Source organism: uncultured Desulfovibrio sp., assembly GCF_944324525.1.
Lineage (GTDB): Bacteria > Desulfobacterota > Desulfovibrionia > Desulfovibrionales > Desulfovibrionaceae > Desulfovibrio.
On the sequence record NZ_CALUWS010000003.1, the window covers coordinates 66,621 to 84,865 of the forward strand.

13 protein-coding genes are annotated in these 18,245 nt (G+C 65.4%); 9 read left to right on the top strand and 4 right to left on the bottom strand.

Going from position 1 to position 18,245, the window contains the following annotated elements; translation table 11 throughout:
* Positions 1-32: 32 nt before the first annotated feature.
* The 4 genes from atpE (at position 33) to Q0K12_RS01780 (ending at position 2,817) form a co-directional block, all read left to right on the top strand.
* A complete protein-coding gene (atpE, locus tag Q0K12_RS01765) occupies positions 33-356 on the top strand; it encodes an ATP synthase F0 subunit C (RefSeq protein WP_297226851.1) in 324 nt (107 codons plus the stop codon).
* A 359-nt stretch (positions 357-715) separates the two neighbouring features.
* Positions 716-1,360, top strand: coding sequence for a redox-sensing transcriptional repressor Rex (locus Q0K12_RS01770; protein ID WP_297259837.1), 645 nt, complete (start codon positions 716-718; stop codon positions 1,358-1,360).
* Positions 1,353-2,147, top strand: coding sequence for an adenosylcobinamide-GDP ribazoletransferase (locus tag Q0K12_RS01775; RefSeq protein ID WP_297259838.1), 795 nt, complete (start codon positions 1,353-1,355; stop codon positions 2,145-2,147). Before Q0K12_RS01770 ends, Q0K12_RS01775 begins: the two co-directional genes overlap by 8 nt.
* Positions 2,148-2,223: 76 nt before the next feature.
* Positions 2,224-2,817 (top strand): nitroreductase family protein, encoded by a 594-nt coding sequence (locus Q0K12_RS01780; RefSeq protein ID WP_297259840.1) that lies wholly within the window; start codon positions 2,224-2,226, stop codon positions 2,815-2,817.
* A 521-nt stretch (positions 2,818-3,338) separates the two neighbouring features.
* Here the strand turns inward: Q0K12_RS01780 and Q0K12_RS01785 are convergent.
* The 4 genes from Q0K12_RS01785 to Q0K12_RS01800 form a co-directional block, all read right to left on the bottom strand.
* Positions 3,339-4,757 (bottom strand): oligosaccharide flippase family protein, encoded by a 1,419-nt coding sequence (locus tag Q0K12_RS01785; RefSeq protein ID WP_297259841.1) that lies wholly within the window; start codon positions 4,755-4,757, stop codon positions 3,339-3,341.
* Positions 4,758-4,760: 3 nt separating this feature from the next.
* Positions 4,761-5,654, bottom strand: coding sequence for an efflux RND transporter periplasmic adaptor subunit (locus Q0K12_RS01790; protein WP_297259843.1), 894 nt, complete (start codon positions 5,652-5,654; stop codon positions 4,761-4,763).
* A 3-nt stretch (positions 5,655-5,657) separates the two neighbouring features.
* A complete protein-coding gene (locus Q0K12_RS01795; protein WP_297259845.1) occupies positions 5,658-7,100 on the bottom strand; it encodes a TolC family protein in 1,443 nt (480 codons plus the stop codon).
* 62 nt (positions 7,101-7,162) lie between these two features.
* Entirely contained in the window at positions 7,163-10,786 is a 3,624-nt protein-coding gene (locus tag Q0K12_RS01800) for an acyltransferase domain-containing protein (protein ID WP_297259847.1), read from the bottom strand.
* A 228-nt stretch (positions 10,787-11,014) separates the two neighbouring features.
* Here Q0K12_RS01800 and Q0K12_RS01805 point away from each other — a divergent pair, with 228 nt between their 5' ends.
* From Q0K12_RS01805 to Q0K12_RS01825, 5 genes are all read left to right on the top strand, one after another.
* The gene (locus tag Q0K12_RS01805) at positions 11,015-12,310 is read left to right on the top strand and encodes an aminotransferase class I/II-fold pyridoxal phosphate-dependent enzyme (RefSeq protein WP_297259848.1); all 1,296 of its coding nucleotides are present in this window, start codon (positions 11,015-11,017) and stop codon (positions 12,308-12,310) included.
* Between the two features lie 214 nt (positions 12,311-12,524).
* Complete coding sequence (locus tag Q0K12_RS01810; protein WP_297259850.1) at positions 12,525-13,865, top strand: glycosyltransferase family 4 protein; 1,341 nt, start codon at positions 12,525-12,527, stop codon at positions 13,863-13,865.
* Between the two features lie 155 nt (positions 13,866-14,020).
* The gene (locus Q0K12_RS01815) at positions 14,021-15,310 is read left to right on the top strand and encodes a glycosyltransferase family 4 protein (RefSeq protein ID WP_297259851.1); all 1,290 of its coding nucleotides are present in this window, start codon (positions 14,021-14,023) and stop codon (positions 15,308-15,310) included.
* Entirely contained in the window at positions 15,310-17,223 is a 1,914-nt protein-coding gene (asnB, locus tag Q0K12_RS01820) for an asparagine synthase (glutamine-hydrolyzing) (RefSeq protein WP_297259854.1), read from the top strand. Before Q0K12_RS01815 ends, asnB begins: the two co-directional genes overlap by 1 nt.
* 139 nt (positions 17,224-17,362) lie before the next feature.
* Positions 17,363-18,238 (top strand): zinc metalloprotease HtpX, encoded by an 876-nt coding sequence (locus Q0K12_RS01825; RefSeq protein WP_297259856.1) that lies wholly within the window; start codon positions 17,363-17,365, stop codon positions 18,236-18,238.
* Positions 18,239-18,245 lie beyond the last annotated feature (7 nt).

Genomic DNA, 18,245 nt, shown 5'->3' on the forward strand with positions numbered 1-18,245 from the left:
GACCCAACAATAAACCGTTCAAGGAGTTCACGATGCGCAAACTTCTTCTCACCCTGCTGAATACGGTGGCTCTGCTCGGCATGGCCAGCATGGCCTTTGCCGCCAACCAGCTCGACTCCGCCTCCCTCGGCACGGCCTGCCTGGCCGCCGCCCTGGGCATCGGCATCGCCGCTTTCGGCTGCGCCATCGGCATGGGTCTCGGTCTGAAAGGCGCCACCGAAGGCATCTCCCGCAATCCCGATGCCAGCGGCAAGGTGACCGGTACCATGATCCTGGCCTTCGCCTTCATCGAATCGCTGGCCATTTACGCGCTGGTCATCAGCTTCATCCTGCTGTACGCCAACCCCTATGCGTAAACGCTGACCGCCACGACGTGTCCCGGGGGGCTTCGGCCCCCCTTTTTTTATGCCCGACACGCCTGCAGGCCGCAGCCGTCCTCCACCAGGCCTGCCAATTCAAACTTTGCAAATACTTTCAATATATAAGACAGATACGCCATTCATGCTCCACATGTCTTTGGGGCTGGCTTGGCTCGTGTCCCCGACAGTTCCCCCAAAACAGTCACCGGATAGCGTTAACAGGCCTAGTCTGCGGCAATGAATATCTTTTTCATATTTGCCCGCAGCTCTTTGCTTGCACGGTGAAAAAAATTGCAGTACGGTTGCAAAAACTTTATTTCACAACAGAGCAGGCGGCTCTCCCACAGGACACGTTCATGGTCAACCAGCCCAAAAGCAAACATATCCCCCGTGCCACCATCCAGCGCCTTGCCACCTATGTGCAGGTGCTGGAAAACCTTTCCCGCGACGGGGTGGAGGTCATTTCGTCCAATCCCCTGGCCGAGGCCTGCGGCGTCAACGGCTCGCAGGTCCGCAAGGATCTTGCCTACTTCGGGGAGTTCGGCATACGCGGCGTGGGCTATCATGTGACCTCGCTCATCGCTTCCATCACGTCGGCGCTGGGAGTGGACAGGGAGTGGCGCATGGCGCTGGTCGGCGTGGGCAACCTGGGCAAGGCCATCCTCAACCACGGCGAGTTCCGCGCCCGCGGCTTCAACATCGTCGGCATATTCGACTGCGATCCCTTCAAGATCGGGGAGATCGTGCACGGCCTCGAAGTGCATTGCACCAAGGACCTGCGCAGCATCGTCACCGAGCAGCATATCGAGATCGGCATCATCACCACGCCGCCGGAGCGGGCCCAGCGCGCGGCCCAGCATCTCATGGACGCCGGCCTCACCAGCATCCTCAATTTCGCTCCGGCCCGCATCAAGGTTCCTGATCACGTCACCGTCGAATATGTGGACTTTTTTCACCACCTCTATTCGCTGGCCTTCAAGCACCGGCAGGAACATGCCTGATCCCTGCCGCCGCCAGGCCCACGGCCCGGCGGCACGCTATCTGGATGCTCTGTCCTTCCTCAGCCGTCTCGTCGTACGGCCGGGACAGACGGAAGGCCGTTTCCAGGCCTGTCTTTCAGGCTTCGCTCCCGCCGGTCTGACGCTGGGCCTGCTCTGGGCCGGGCTGGCCTTCGCGGCCCTGCGTTTTGCGGACGTGGCCCAGGTCCCGCCTGCGCTTTGTCCGCTCGTGGCCGGCTGGCTCTGGATGCTGGCCCTGCTCTGGACCACGCGTGCCCTGCACTGGGACGGCGTGGCCGATCTGGCTGACGCCTGCGGCAGCGGCGCCGCCGGGGAGCGCTTCTGGCAGATCATGCGGGACAGTCGGCTGGGGGCCTTTGGCGCGCTGGCCGTCTGTTCCGGGCTTGCCGGGGCTCTCCTGCTGGCCGCGGCCCATGCGGCCCAGGGCAACTGGCTGCTGCTCGTGCTGGCGCCGGGCTGGGGGCGCGCCTGCTCTCTGCTGCTGGCGGCATCGGCCCCGCCGCAAGGAGGCGGCAGCCTCGGCCGCCTCGTCTGTTCGGCCATGACGCCGCGCCTCGTGCGGCAGCAGCGTGCCTGGCTGTGCGGCATGCTGCTGCTGGCCTGGCTGGCGGGGACGCCCCTGTGGCAGTGCCTCCTCCTGCTGGCGGGACACTTCCCGCTGCAGGGCCGGCTGCGCCGGACGGCGCTTGCCCACGGCGGCCTTTCCGGGGATTTTCTGGGCGCGGACATCGAGCTGACGCAGCTCTGGTTCCTGCTGGCGCTGCTGTAGCCGCCCGCCTCGCGCGGGTTCCGCTGGCTGCCGGCATCGCCGACGGTTCACGACACCTTACCGCAAGGAGACCCGCATGGATTTCAAGGCTCTGGTCACCGCGGCACGCACTTGCCGCCGCTTTGTGGAAGACAGCCCCCTGCACATGAGCGATCTGGAATGGCTGGCGGACTGCGCCCGCCTCACCCCGTCCGCGCGTAATGCGCAGGTCCTGCGCTATGTGCTGGTCAGCGGGCGCATGGTTGGCGACATCCTGCCGCTGACCGTCTGGGCGGGCGCGCTCAAGGACTGGGGCGGCCCGCATCCCGGCGAACGGCCCACCGGCTTCATGGCCCTGCTGGTCCCCGATGAAGCGCGCGAGCTGACTTTCATCGACGCGGGCATCGCCGCCCAGACCATACAGCTCGCGGCCACCTCGCGCGGCTGGGGCTGCTGCATCATCGCCAGTTTCCAGAAAAGCCGCCTGCAGGAGCTGCTTGCCGTCCCCGCAGGCTACAGGATCGAGCTCATGCTCGGACTGGGCGTGGCCAGGGAGGAACGGCGCGTCGTCCCCCTGCCTGAAGACGGTTCCGTCAGCTACTGGCGGGATGCGGAAGGCATCCACTACGTACCCAAGCGCGATCTGGACGACTGCATCGTCGGACGCTTCCGGGACGAGGAGGGCGGCTAGGGCCTGTTAAGACTCTTTATTGCCTGTTTTTGGGGAAGGGGAACCCCTCGCTCTGCTGTCGATGCCTGTAAGGCCTTACGGCCTAACAGGCACGGCCCTACGGGCCGCCTTTCGGTCGCGCTCTGCTGTCGATGCCTGTAAGGCCTTGCGGCCTAACAGGCACGGCCCTGCGGGCCGCCTTTCGGTCGCCGCCGGCGCGGGAGGTGTTCCCCTTCCCCCCCTTCCCTCCCCAGCGCGCTTTTGCCGATAGAAGAGTTGGGTACACGAGCTGCCCCTCCTCCAAAGGCAAGCGAAGCGTATACGGCTTATTTTACTTATCTATTGAAATTATTTACAAAAATTACATTAGTTCGCTTTCCCCTTGAAAAGGGTAAGCCAGGCCGCATGTTTTGAAATGCTTGGCGTTTTGCCCTTTTCAAAGGCAAAATGCCGGTCTTGCTTGCACAGAAAAAAGGACTGCCGGGAATAGGTCTCGTCGCGTACGAGCTTTCCCCGGCAGTTGTTTTTTTCGGCAGGAGGCGTCAGGCCTGCGCGCTTGTCTGGGCTTGCGTCCGCTCGAAGGGCGGCGGCGGCCGCCAGCGCCAGAACAGCAAGAGCAGGGGGACAAGACCGGCAAGCTCGGCCACCTCCCGTCTGGCCACCTGGGAAATGCCGTACCAGAGCGCGAGGCATGCGCCGATGGAAAGCAGCATGAGCCCCCACTGCCGCAAGCTCATGGGGCGGGCCACCCATTGAAAATACCCCACCGTCAGAATGGCCACCCAGACCTTGGTAATGGTCAGGGTCAGCGCGGTTCCGTCTACCGCCAGAGCGGGGATGAGCGTCAGGCAGCAGATGATGTTGACGGCCAGACCGCTCAGGTAAAAGTACAGCAACAGCTTGTGCTTGCGCATGCCGATCATGGCATAGGCCGCCAGATTGTGCAGAAAGGCCGTGGCAAGACAGGGCGTCAGCAGGCGCTGCGCCGTAACGGCGTCCGCATATTCCGGCCCGTAGACAAGGGGCAGGAAGCGGTCGCTCTCCACACAGATAAGAAAAATCACCGGCAGGGACGCCGCCCAGAGCGAACGGGCGGTCTGACCGGCAAGATGACGGAAAGCCTCGCGGTTTTCCCGCCAGTAGCGGGCCAGCAGGGGGAAGATGACCTTGCCGAGCAGGGCGCTGGATACCAGCACGGAAAGACCGTCCACGGTTTCCCAGGCAACGCTGTAGGAGGCGACTTTAGCCGTGGAGTACGAATCCACAAGAAAAAAGACGTTGATCTTGTTGTAGCACATGGTGCAGGCGGCCATGAGCGTGAAAATGACGCCGCCTTTCATCTTGCGGGCCAAATCCTTGAGTGCGGCCAGGGTCAGCCGCCGCAGGGGATTGTGCCCCAGCGCACAGACGGCCAGCCCGGCACAGCAGACGGATTCAATGGGCTTGTACAGCGCAATGGCCAGCATGGGGAGCTGAAAAACGACGCACACAATCCCGTAGCCTATGCCGATAAGAGCCGACGGGATGCGGATACGCATCTCCACATCCTGCCGTCCACGCGCCTGGCAGAGCGCAAAAAAGGAATCCGTGACGCCGTCCAGCCCGAAGCCCGCCGCAATGAGCAGCATCACAATCTGCTGTTCCGGCGGCCTGGGCAGCACCAGAACCCAGGTGACCGCAAGCGCAATGAACAGCGCACAGCACTTGAGCCAGGTGGCCTGTCCCAGCAGCTCACGGGGGCGGCCTTCCCGGCGGGCAAAGGACGAGAGCAGAAAGTCATTGAGTCCCACATCAGCGGCGGTCTTGACCAGATAGCCGGCAGACAGCGCCGTGCTGAGCATGCCCATCATATCCTTGCTGTACCGGGCAAGCAGGATGGTGAAGATGGTCCACGAGAGATCCCGCGTCCACTGCGCGCCAAGGATATACCCCAGTTGCCGGGTGAGTCGGGTAAGCTTCATGCCCTACTTGTTGAACAGGACGATGGCCTTGAAGCCGGGCTTCAGCTCAAGCGTCGGATTGGGAACCGTAAGCTCCACGGTATAGTAGGAGGGATTGCCGACGTTCATGTCCGTGGACGCCCAGGAGATCTCACTCACCGTGGCCATGAATTCCTTGTCCTTGAGAGAAGGGATCTGCACGGTGGCCACATCGTCCACGGCAATGCTGTTGACGTCCGCCTCATAGACGGGAACGCGGATGATCACCGGATTGAGCTGCCCCACGCTGACGGGCATGCTGCCCTGACTGAGCAGGGAACCGGGGCTCGTTTCCGCCGTCACGGCAAGGACGTATCCGTTGATGGGGGAGGTGAGGGTCAGCGTCTCCGGCAGATCGCCACGAGGATCGAGCTTCTGGCCGAAGTAGCCTTCCAGCTCTTTGAGCCGGGCGGCAAAGGTCTTTTCCCGCTTGTCGATGGCGATCTTGAGCAGTTCGATGCGGTTCTGGATGCTTTCGTAGCTGGCCTCCAGACGCGAGGAGGCTTGCCGCGACCCCAGCCCGGAAGCCACTAGCTGCCGCGCCTTGTTGCGCTGGGCCTCGATCTCGGTCTGCTGCTGGCGCAGGCTCAGGATCTGGCCGCGCTCCTCCTCGGTCGCCGCGCCGGTGATCAGCTCGCGCTGCAGCATACGGGCCGCTTCTTCCTGCAGATGGTAGCGCAGCAGGGGCGCTCCCTGCTCCACGGCATCGCCGGGTCGCACGAGCACCTCGTCCACAATGCCGTTGAAAGGCATGGGAGCGGCGCGGGTCACCGTGGTGACCACCTTGCCGGTCAGGCGTATCTCAGCCGCCGGGACGGTCTGAACGAAGCACAATGCCATGATGACGGCCAGCAAGCCGGAACGCAGCGTATGATGCATGGCTTATTCTCCACCGGGCAGCCCGAGGAAGTTTTCCTGCAGCAGGCTTGCCACGTACATCCATTCAAGGTTGGCGAGGCGGTATTCGAGCTCCGCCTCTATGAGCGCGATCTGCGACTGGATCAGGGCCTCCTGCCGGCTCGCCACTTCCGGGAGCTCGGTCAGGCCCTGCTCAAAGGAAACTTTGGCTTCCGTATACTGCATCTTGGCGGTCTCCTGATTGAGACGGGCCAGACGCAGATTGGTCTCGGCCAGAGATACGCGCTGTTCGGCCTGCAGCCAGGTATTGGAATAGTCCGTCCGCTTGCGGGCCTGCTGGTTGTAGGCCTGCGCTTTCTGCATGCGGGCCGTCTGCACGCCGCGATAGCGCCGTCCCCAGTCGATGAGCGGGAAATCAAAGGTCAGGTGCAGGAAGGTATCGTCCGTACCGCCCGTGGGCTGAGCCTGACCGGCCGGCGGGACGTTGTTGATGTCGATGCGCATGTCCGGCACATAAGCGGCCCAGGCCACCATGATGTTGTAGTCCGCCAGCTTGATCTGGCTGCGCAGCAGGAGATCATCCTCACTTTTTGCCCAGCGGTCTTCCCACTTGAGCTTGCGGCCGTCAAAGCCCCTGAGGATGTGTTCGGCGGACTGGGTGTCCACATTGAGCTTCTGCTGCGGATCCACGCCGGCCAGGATCTTCAGCTCCGTCAGCTGGATCACTTCCTGCATCTTGGCCTTTTCCAGCCGGAGTTCCAGCTCCCGCTCATGCTGGGTGGCCAGGTTGAGGGAAACGCCCTGACGTCCGTCCACGCTTTCAAGCTGTTTCCAGAAGGCGGTGAGTTCCTTGGCCACGGGCTGGAGCTTCTGCTGCTCGGCAAGGATGAGCCGCTGGGCATGCAGACGCATGTAGGCGCTGGCGATCTTGTAGATGGCTTCGCCCACGGCCTTGCGGTGCGTGGAGATGGCCAGGTTGACCATGAGCTTCTGCACCTGATGCTCAAAGTAGGTGGCTACCGGATTGGGGAAGGCCGCGGAAAATCCCACGCGCAGCTTGGTACGCGCGTAGTCGCCGGGGATGTCGGGCTCGTTCTTGTTAAAAGAAGTAAGGTTGTTGGTGACGGCCAGAGACATGCGCGGCTCCGGCAGGTATTTCCAGACGGCATCCGTCAGCGCCAGCCGCTTGATCTCCAGATTGACCGCGCTGTTCACCAGCAGGGGAGACTGCTGGATGGTCAGGAACACGCAGTCCTCAAAGGTGAACTTCTTGGCCGGGTCGTACAGATTGGTCACCGCGGCATCAAGCTTGTCCTTTTTTTCCACAGGAACGCCGGGCGTTTCCTCCAGCCAGTGCCGCGCGGGCAGCTCCGGCGCATCCATGCCGGCCTTGCTGGACGCGCAGGCTGTCAGCCCGGTCCCCAGGCACAGCAGGGCAACAGCCAACAGGCGACTTGCTTTCTTCATTGCTCCCCTCACTCCTTGCGCCGGAAAAGGCCTAACTCTCCGGCCACGCACGCCACGGCCATCTAGGCCGGCAATATCCGTTCAAATTCCATCTGATTGAGCGTCAGCAGCGGCACGCCCACGTCATCGCATACCTGAGCGTCAAAACGCCGCAGCTGGCCGGTCCGCCAGCCGCAGCGCAGTTCCAGCACCGCCGGACCGCCGCCGGCCCCGGCAAAGCGGATGAAACCGATCCCGGTCAGCTTCCAGTTCGAGGCATCGGCATCGAACAGCATCTCCTGCGCGAGCCACGCCCCCTGTTCCACGGCATCCACCAGCCGCAGGAGGCTTGTATATCCAGAAAAGCCTTCCGGGGCAACGGCATCCTTGTGCAGGGCAAAGCGCAGCGTCGGCTGGGCCGCGTCGCCGTCCCCGCCGGCGGTGAAGCCTTCCCCGTCCGGCAGCATCCGCTCAAGCAGGCGGGAAGGCGCGCCCGTCGCGCGGCGCTCATAAAAACCGGCAAGTCCGCCATCCTGTTCCGTCCGCGTCCCGTCCGCCCCGGCAGTGTCGGCCCCGCTGCCGCTTTTCCAGAGCGCGGGCAGGGCGGCGGCCGCGCGCCCCAGCAGGGCCATGCCTTCCATGACGGGCAGCCAGCGGTCCGTATGCCGCCCGTTGGCGGTGAGGTCGCAGGCTTCCAGCCGGCAGTGGCACATGCGCGTCATGACGCCGTCCTGCCGCAGCCAGCTCCGGGCGCGGATATCGAGACGCGTCTCCCGCGTGATCCCCGGCGGCAGCGGCAGCGGTTCCCCAAGGCGCACGTCGCACAGGCCGTTGGGGCACAGCCACGGGAAGGCCATGCGCGCCCCGTCGAGCAAAGACCGCAGGGCCTGGCTCGCGGGCAGGCAGGGCAGATCCGTTCCGGGCTTGCCGCCGCAGGTGGCCAGCCACGTTCGGGCATAGCGCGAAAACTCGCCGCTCAGCAGGAAATCCCGTCCTGATGCCGTCCGGGGCGGCTGCTGCCGGGCGAACAGGCCCGGAAAGACTTCGGGCCGCTCGCGCCAGGGCTGCAGCCGCAGCGCGGCCTCCTGCGCTCCCTGCGGCAAGAGGCTGCCGAGACACTCAGCCCGTGCCCACAGGACGACGGGCTCCCCGGCAAGCAGGACCTCCCGCGCGAACATGTCGCCCCATTCCTGCGCGAGAGGGGGCAGGCCGTCCTCGAGCATGCCCAGCATGGGCGGCTCCTCCGCCGCCTTCCGTACAGCGGCGGCGGTAAAGGTCTCCAGTTCTTCGGGCCGAAGGCTGCGGACACGCCGGATCCAGAAGTCCGCTCCCCCGTGCTCCCGCAGCACGCTCAGCGCCTGCGCTTCCGCCTCCGTATCGGTCAGATCCAGCAGCAGGCAGCCGGAAAGCGGCGTCTCCGTCTCCGACAGCAGGGCCAGCCCGGCCCGCAAAAATCCTTCCGGGGAGGCGCACGCGGCCTCTCCCGCCGGGGCGGGACAGCGCACCGCGCAGCCCAGCCGTTCCAGACGGCGGCAGGCCGTCTCGCAGGCAGGCGGGATGACCAGCGTCTGCCCCAGTGCGGCCAGGCCTTCCAGCAGCCGGGCGGCAGGCTCCCCGTCATCGCTCCAGACCAGCACCGCCCCGCCGGGTCGGACGCCCGGCCCCTGCGATACGGGATCCCAGGCCGCCGGATGCCAATGCCCTTCCCCGTCCACGGCATAGCGCAGGAAGGGACGCCTATCGAGGGCATCCGTGGGGCCGGTCTCCGCCGGAGCCTGTCCCTCAGCCGTTGCTACGGGAGCGGCCAGACCGACGGCGGCCAGCAGATCGCCCACCGTCAGCACGCCCATGAGCGCCTCAAAGGAGACGCTGCGGCCCAGCACCTCTTCCAGCTGCTGCACCAGCAGGGGAAAGCGACTGGAACGCAGGGAAAGGTCGTAGCGCAGATCCCACTGCGGCGTCACGCTGCCGGCGGGCAGGCCCGCCGTTTCCTCGAGCAGGGCGATGATGCGGCGCGCCAGCGGCCCCAGCGGCGGCATGGCGGCGGCCGCCTGCGGAGTGGGGGAGGCGTGCGCGGCGACCGGAGCGGCCGAGCCTTCCCAGCGGGCCGCATGCGCTTTCAGCCCCGCGGCGGAGAGATGTCCCAGCGCGTGGAGCTGGGCGCACGTCCGGCGCAGCCCCTCGGCCTCGTTGCCCTTGCGGGATGCCGAAAGGCACAGGCTGCGCGCTTCGATATCCGTCACGAGGCCGCACAGGGTATCCTGCGGGCCCAGTTCCACGAAATGCCGTATGCCGTCCCGCTCCCACATTTGCCGGACGCATTCCACCCAGCGCACGGCGTTCTCGTCAAGATCGGCGATATGCTCGCAGATCTCCCGCTGCCGCTGCGGATAAAAGCCGGTGGTGACGCAACTCAGCAGGGGGAGCTGCGGGGCCTGCATGGCCAGCGCGTTGAGCCGCCGCAGGGACATGTCGCGCAGAACGCGCATGCCCGGATGATGGAACGCCAGACTGACGTTGAGCATGATGGCCGGCAGGCGCTGCTTGCGAAAATGCTTGCGGGCTTCCATGAGCATGTCCCGCGGGCCGCTGACGATATACTGCCTGGGCGTATTGTAGTTGGAGACGTAGAGGGCGGGCCAGAGGCGGCGCGCCTCCTCGATGAGCTGCGCCTCGGCATGCACGGCCATCATGCCCGTTTCCCGCGTGGCGCGGGCTTCCAGTTCCGCCATGTGCTGCGCGCGGGTGTCGAGGATGTACCAGGCCGTTTCCGGCTCGTAGACCCCGGCAAGGCAAAGGGCGATGAGCTCGCCGAGACTGTGCCCGCACATCAGGGACGGTCTGAGCCCCAGCGAGGCCAGATGGCTCCACTGGGCGTATTCCAGCAGAAAGAGATAGGGCTGCTGCCAGCGGGTGAGGCCGATCTTTTCCTCGTCCCGCTCGTCCAGCAGGGAAAGGACGTCCCAGTCGGCCACGGCGGCCAGACGGTCCATGGCCGCCCGGGCGGCCGGGAACTGATCGTAGAGCTCGCGTCCCATGCCCGGCCAGACGCTGCCCTGGCCGCAGCACATGACCGCCAGCGGCGCGGCCTCGCCGCTGCCCAGCCAGACGCCCCGCTGGGCCAGTTCGCGCAGGGCCGCCTGCCGTACCTGCGTATCGGCGGCAAAGGGCGCGCGTCCCACGGCGAGCAGAGATTCCCGCCAGTCGGGACGGCAGGCCCCCAGCCGGCGGATGACGTCGCCCTCCTCAAGTTCCGCGGAGATGACGCCCTCCACCGTGAACGGCGTCAGGGCGGCCAGCGCGCGGGCCCGCCGGGTGTCCGTGCCTCTGCCCAGCAGCCAGATGGCCGGCTGCCCGTCCTGTTCAAGGTGGAAAAAGACGCATCCGGCCAGGCTTTCGGACAGGGCTTCGGAGAGTTCGCCCAGCTGTTCCGTCACCTCACGGCTCCCGGCGCTGAGCTGCCGGGTCTGGGGCTGGGGCAGTCCGGCGGCCGTGCAGGCTGCCGTGAGCTCTTCCCGGAGGCGTTCGCTCTCCGCTGAAGGCACGGACACGCACCACCAGATGTCCCTGTGCGCGAGGCTTTCCCGAAAAGCGGCGGCCTCCTCGAGCAGGGCGGAAAGACAGGCCGGCACATCCCCTTGCGCGGACGAAAGGGTACGAGCCGCCACCAGAACAAGCGACACAGGCAGAGCGACGATCTGTTTCATGCTGATTTACTGGGAAAAAGAGGATTCTTCCTTCAGTATGCCAAGAACGGGGTCCTTAGTCCAGAATGCTGCCGCGGGAAATTTTCCGGCCAGACGGGCATCCCGGCAATTCACTTGCCATGTGCCGTCACATAAGTTACGCTGAATTGATACAAATTTGCAGCAAGGGGCGGAAAAGCCGCTCGTACCTCACCGTCCCCACACCTATTTTTTTGAGGATATGACAGCATGAAAGACCCGCAAACCTCCCAGGCCGCCGCATCTGAAAGCGCCGCATCCGGCTTCAACCGCATGCGCTCCAAACTTTCATTTGCCCGTCTTGTGGAAATGGGCGCCAAGATGGGGCTGGAAAACCCCCTCTTTCTCTGCCATGACCGTGCCGCCAAAGCCACGGCCCAGATAGACGGCAAGGAATATCTCAACTTTTCCACCTACGACTATCTGGATCTCAATACGCACCCGGAGATCACCGAGGCCGTCACCGAGGCCGCCCGCCTGTTCGGCTCCTCCGCCGGGGCCAGCCGCCTCGTGGGCGGCGAGCGCCCCCCGCACCGACAGCTGGAACAGGCCGTTGCCCGGCTCTACGGTGTGGAGGACTGCATCGCCTATGTGAGCGGGCATGCCACCAACGTCTCCACCCTGGGCTTCATGTTCGGCCCCCGCGACGCCATCTTTTACGACGGGCTGGCCCACAATTCGCTCATGCAGGGGGCGCGCCTTTCCGGAGCGGAGCGCTATTCCTACACCCACAATGACTGCGATGCGCTGGAGAACCTGCTCAAGGCCCACCGCGAGAAGCACAAGCGCGCCGTCATCGTGACCGAAGGCCTGTTCAGCATGGACGGGAACATCCCGGATCTGCCCCGCCTCATCCGCCTGAAGAAACAGTATGACTGCATGCTGCTCGTGGATGAGGCCCACTCCTTCGGCGTGCTCGGCGCCACCGGTCGCGGCGCTCACGAATATTTCGGCATCGACGCCAATGAAGTGGACATGTGGATGAGCACCCTCAGCAAGAGTATGTGCGGCTGCGGCGGCTTCATCGCGGGCAGCAGCGAGATAGTGGAATTTCTCCGCTACGGCTCGCCGGGCTTCGTGTTCAGCGTCGGCATGCCGCCCATCGTGGCCGCGGCCTGCAACAAGGCTCTGGAGCTCATGCTGCGCGAGCCTGAACGCGTCCACAAGCTGCAGCGCATCAGCCAGTATTTTCTTGAATATGCCCAGAGCAAGGGGCTGGATACCGGCGCGGCCCAGGGATACGCCATCGTGCCCGTCATGGTGGGGGACTCCATGGCCGCCGGGGTCCTGGCCAACCTGCTCTTCAAGCGCGGGCTCTACGTCATGCCCATCACCTTCCCGGCCGTCAAGGAAGGCGAAGCGCGGCTGCGCTTCTTCCTTTCCGCCGCGCATTCCGAAGAACAGATACGGCAGGCGCTGGACGCCGTGACGGAAGAGCTGCCCAAGGCCCGGGAGATCATCGCCACCTACAAGCGGGAACATCTCGAGGATCCCGCGGACGACTAGAGCGTTTTGCCATTGAAAAAGGCAAAGCGCGAGACGGCGGCACAGCGCCGCCCGGCCTAACGTAGGCGGAAAAACAAGAGGTTTTCCGCAAAACCACAGGCCGTATGGTTTGAAACGCGTTGCGTTCCGAACTGAAAAAGCTCTAGCTGTCGGGGCCGGGCGTCGCCGCTCCGGCCCTTCCTCTTTTTCCGGCCAATACCGCTCAGGAGTCGCCATGTCCACGGATCCCGCCACGTCTTTTCCCGTTTCACCGGACCCCGACCTCGCGAAACGGTTGCCGCGGACGGCCTATGTGCTGCTCTGGTTCCCGCTGTCGTCCGAGACTTTCATCTTCCGCGAAGTGCAGCGCCTTGCCGCCCTGGGCATGCCGCTGCGCGTCTACACCATGTACGGCACGCGGCTCAAGGGCAGCAGCGAGGAGATGCGGCAATGTCCCCTGCCCATCCTGCGCCTGGGAGTGAAGGGCACAGCCCGCATCCTCGGCGCCTTCTTCCGGGCGCTGAGGTGCGATCCCGGCGCGGTCTGGCGGCTCATGCGCGAAGGGCTTTTCCGGCGCATGCGCAATCTGGAGGCGCTGGGGGAAAACGTCTGGTGCTTCCTGGCCGGCTTCCTGTTGGCGGAGCAGGCCCGGCGCGACAAGGTGGAGCTGCTGCACTCGGCCTGGGGCAACGGCTGCGCCACGGCCGTCTGGGTGGCTTCGCGCATATCGGGCATCCCCTTCGCCTTTACCGGGCGGGCGGGCGACATCTACCCGCAGGACGGCATCCTGCGCGAAAAATGCCGTGATGCTCTCTTCATCCGCACCAACAACATGGCCAATGTGCCGTGGCTGCAGAGCTTCTGCCCGCCGGACGAGCAGGACAAGGTGCATGCCGTGTACAACGGCCTGACCCTAGGGCAGCGTACGGAATGCGAGATGCCCTTCACGCCGCCCTTCCGACTTCTGGCGGTGGGCCGCTTCTGCCGCACCAAGGGCTTCCCCGAACTGCTGACCATGATGGCCCGCCTGCGCCGGGAAGGCGTCCCCGTGCAGCTCACGCTGGTCGGTGACGGCGGCTGGCGGCGCAAGCTCCATGCCCTGCGCCGCCGTCTGGCGCTGGAGGGCGTGGTGGACATGCCGGGCTTCGTGCCCAACGACCGCATACGGGAATACATGCGCAGTCATGACATGCTGGTGGTGCCCAGCGTGGTGCACACCAACGGCGACCGGGACGGCATCCCCAACGTCATCATGGAGGCGCTCTCCTGCCGCATGCCGGTGGTGGCCACCGACGTTTGCGGCATACGGGAAGTCATCGAGGACGGCGTGACCGGCCTGCTGGTTCCCCAGCGGGATCCCGCCGCTCTTGCCGACGCCGTGCGCCGCATGCTCTCCGACCGGGAGGCTGCGCGGCGCATGGCCGAAGCCGGACGCGAACGGGTGCTGGAGATGTTCGACAGCGCAAAAAACATCCGGCAGCTGGCGGAGCTCTACGCCGAGCAGTATGCCGACTGGCGGGCCTCGCGTCCGGATGTCTGGCTCTTTACCCGCGGTCTGCCGCCGCAGGACGACTAGAACGACATGGGCCGACCGCAGCTCTTGGCTGCCAGCATTGATAAGGAAGAGAGGGGTCTCTCCATCTCAGTCCGCCCGCTACCGACAGGCGCGGAGTGAAGCGTCCTTCCCGGCGAAACAAACTGCGTCGTCCCGCCCAGTGTCCAGGAGTTTGCATGAACATGATCCCTGCTGCTGAAAATAGCCCTCTGCCTGCCGGTCTGCCGCATGTGGCGGTCGTCCTCCTCTGGTATCCGCTGTTCACTCAGCCCTTCATTTTCCGCGAGGTGGAGCAGCTGCGCCGTCATCTGCCGCTGACGGTCTACAGCCTGTATGGCCCCAGCCGGCAATACTGCTCCAGCGAGATGCTTGACTCCGTCGCACGGACCCGTACGCTCGGCATCCGCGCCCTGCCGCAGATTTTCCGGGAGCTGGCCGCCCAGCTCTGCACCCATCCGCGGCGCCTGTTCCGCCTGTTCCGGCAGGCGCTCTTCCGCCGCTGGCCGTCCTGGGAGGCACTGGGCGAAAACTGCTGGGCCTTTTTTGCCGGCCTTCTTCTGGCGCGACGCTTGCGGGAAGACGGTATGGACATGATCTACGCGCCGTGGCCGCGCGGCACGGCCACCGCCGCCCGTGTGGCGGCACAGCTTGCCGGCATCCCCTACGCCGTCGCCGTACGCGGCGGCGATCTGGCCCCGGCCGATCCCGATCTGGCGGACAAGCTGCGGGAGGCGCTCTTCGTCCGCGTCAACAACGCCGCCGACAAGGAACGCGCCGAAGCCTTTGCCGGCGGTGTGGCGCGGGACAAGACGGAACTCGTCTACAACTGCCTGACCCTGCGCGGCGAGGCGACATGCCCGGCCCCGCTGCGGATGCCCGTACGACTGCTGGCCCTGGGCCTTTTTGACGTGACCAAGGGATTTGACGTGCTGCTCCGGGCCTGCGACATCCTGGCCCAGCGCGGCCGGCAGTTCACGCTGACGCTGGCCGGCGGCGGACACCGCTTCGGCCTCGGCCGGGAGGAAAAGCGCCTGCAGACCCTGCGCTCGCAGCTCGGTCTGGAAAACCGCGTCCAGTTCCCCGGTCTCGTCAGCCACAACGAACTGCCCCGGCTGCTCATGGCCCATGACATCTTCGTGGCGCCCTGCGTCATCCATCCTTCCGGCAGGCGGGACGGCATACCCAATACGGTCATCGAGGCCCTTTCCTGCGGCATGCCGGTGGTCAGCAGCAACATCCATGCCCTGCCGGAAGTCGTCCGCAACGGCGAGACCGGCCTGACCGTCCCGCCCAATGACCCCGAAGCTCTTGCCGACGCCATCCAGTGGTGCATGGAGCATCCCGACGAGGCCCGCCGGCTGGGCAGACAGGGGCAGGAACTGGCCAGAAAGATGTTCGATCCCGAGGCCAACAGCCGCAGGCTGGCGGAGATCTTCGCCGCGCACCATGCCGGGAGAAAGGCCTGATGTGCGGCATTGCGGGCATATGCCTCTGCGGCGGTACGGGCCTTGCGGAAAACGCCGCCGCCCAGGTGGACGCCATGTGCCGCGCCATGCGGCATCGCGGGCCTGACGGTCAGGGCGTCTGGAGCGGCGACGGCGTGTGTCTGGGGCATCGCCGCTTGTCCATCATCGACCTTGCCGGCGGCGCGCAGCCCATGCACAGCGCCGACGGCCGCTACCATGTGACCTTCAACGGCGAAATCTACAACTTCCCGGAACTGCGCAAGGAATTGGAAGCGCGGGGGCAGCGGTTCCGTACCACGTCGGATACGGAGATCATCCTTGCCGGCTGGCAGGTCTGGGGCCACGACTGCCTGCGTCACTTCGACGGCATGTTCGCCTTTGCTCTCTGGGATGCGCAGGAAAAGCGCCTCTTCTGCGCCCGGGACCGCTTCGGCAAGAAGCCCTTCTTCTATACGCTCCAGCAGGGCCGCTTTTTCTTCGCCTCCGAGCTGACCGCGCTCACCACGCTCCCGGAGCTGACCTTCACGCTCTCGCCCGAAGCCCTCATGCGCTATCTGGCCTACGAGTATGTGCCGACGCCGCAGACCATGTATGCGGAAGCGGCCTCCCTGCCGCCTTCACACTGGCTGGAGATCCACGAGGGCAGGCTGCGGCTGGAACGCTACTGGGAACTCCCCTTTCCTGACGAGCAGGATGCCCGCGGCGAGGAAGAGATCTGCGCGGCCTATCACGAACTGCTGGCCCGCGCCGTCCGCCGCCGCATGATCAGCGACGTCCCGCTGGGGGTCTTCCTTTCCGGCGGCATAGATTCGTCCATCGTGGCCGGGCTCATGGCCGGTCAGTCATCCACGCCCATCAAGACCTTTTCCATCGGCTTTCAGGAAGCCAGCTACGACGAGAGCCGCTATGCCCGCATCGTGGCCCGGCGCTGGAACACCGATCACCATGAGCGCATCCTTTCCGCCGAGGAGTGCGCCGAACATCTGCCGCAGATCATCAGCCGCATGGACGTGCCCATGGCGGATGCCTCGGTGGCCCCCACCTGGCTGCTCTCCGGCGTGACCCGCGAAAAGGTCACCGTGGCCCTGGGCGGCGACGGGGCCGACGAGCTTTGGGCCGGCTACGAGCATTATATCGGCTACAAGGTCGCCACCTGGTACAACGCGCTGCCCGGCTGCCTGCGGCGGGGGATCCTCGAACCGCTTTGCCGCCTGCTGCCGTCCTCCTCCGGCTATATCAATCCGCGCCTTGCGGTGCAGACCTTCCTGCGCGGGGCACATGCGCCGGACTGGCTCCGCGTGCAGACCCTGCTGACGGCCCTCGACCCCGCGGCGCAGCGTGAGCTGCTGGCCCATCCCGATACGGCCTTCCTGACGGAGGAACGCCTCTTCGCCCCCACCCGGGAGCACTTCGAGCACTGGCCCGCCGGGCCCGCCCCGCTGGCCCGCGCCTTCCACGTCTACGCCCGGCAGTATCTGCTGGACGACATCCTGGTCAAGGTGGATCGCTGCTCCATGCTGCATTCCCTGGAAGTTCGGGCCCCCTTCCTGGACAGGGACGCCGCGGAATTCGTGGCGCGCCTGCCCATACGTCACAAGCTGCGCGGCTTCAAGCGCAAGTATCTGCTCAAACGGGCCTTTGCCGACGTGCTGCCGCCCGAGATCCTGCACCGCAACAAGCGGGGTTTCCAGATCCCCGTGGCCGCCTGGCTGCGCGGACGCATGCGGCCGCTGCTGGAGGAGATGCTCGGCGAATCCCGGCTGCGGCAGCAGGGCATCTTCGCGCCGCAGGCCGTACGCGCCCTCATGGAGGCGCACTTCAGCGGCCGGGCCGACATGCGCAAGCCGCTCTGGACGCTGCTCGTGCTGCAGCTCTGGCTGGAGGCGCAGCGCCGCCAGAACCGGGGGACATAGACGGGGCGGCCGTCCGTGCCCGCCGCATGTTGCCATGCTGTTACATAATTGGGCCGCCGTCAGGACTTGCGGGCTCTCTGGGCAGTGTTTATAGTGGAAAGGAAACGCCCTGGCGGCGTAACCGTTCCAAGGAGTCTGCATGACCAGTCAAATAAAAACGATCCTTCTGCTCGGCCTGCTTTCCGCCGTCATCATCGGCATGGGCGGCCTCGTGGGAGGACGCACCGGCCTTGTGATCGCCTGCGGCCTGGCCCTTGTCATGAATATCGGGAGCTACTGGTTCTCCGATTCCATCGTCCTGCGCATGTACGGCGCACGAGAGCTGAGTCCCTCGGAAGCCCCCTGGCTGCATCAGATCGTGGAAGATCTGGCCCGGCGGGCCGGAGTCCCCAAGCCGCGCATCTGCAGCATCCCCGAAGAAGCCCCCAACGCCTTCGCCACCGGCCGCGATCCGGAACATGGCGTGGTTGCGGTGACCGACGGCATCCTGCGCATCCTTTCGCCGGAGGAGCTGCGGGGCGTCCTTGCCCATGAGATGGCGCACATCGCCAACCGGGACATCCTCATACAAACCATTGCCGGGGTCATGGGTTCGGTCATCGTCATGCTGGCCAACATGCTGCAATTCACCGCCATTTTCGGCGGCAACCGCAACAGCGACGGCGAGAACGGCGGCACGAGCCCTCTGGCGGCCATCGTGCTGGCCATCCTGGCGCCCATCGCCGCGAGCCTCATTCAGATGGCCATCTCCCGCTCTCGGGAATACCTTGCCGATGAGACCGGCGCCCGGCTCTGCGGACAGCCGCTGGCGCTGGCCGGGGCCCTGCACAAGCTCAGCGGAGCCGCCGGGGCCCTGCCGCTGCACAGCGGCAACGCCTGCACCGAGCAGATGTTCATCGTCAAGCCGGTCTTTGGTTTCGGCGGCAGCATGAACAATCTCTTCAGCACGCATCCGCCCATCGAGGAACGTATCCAGCGTCTTGTCGACATGAACCGCACGGGCCAGTACAGCTAACGGCCGT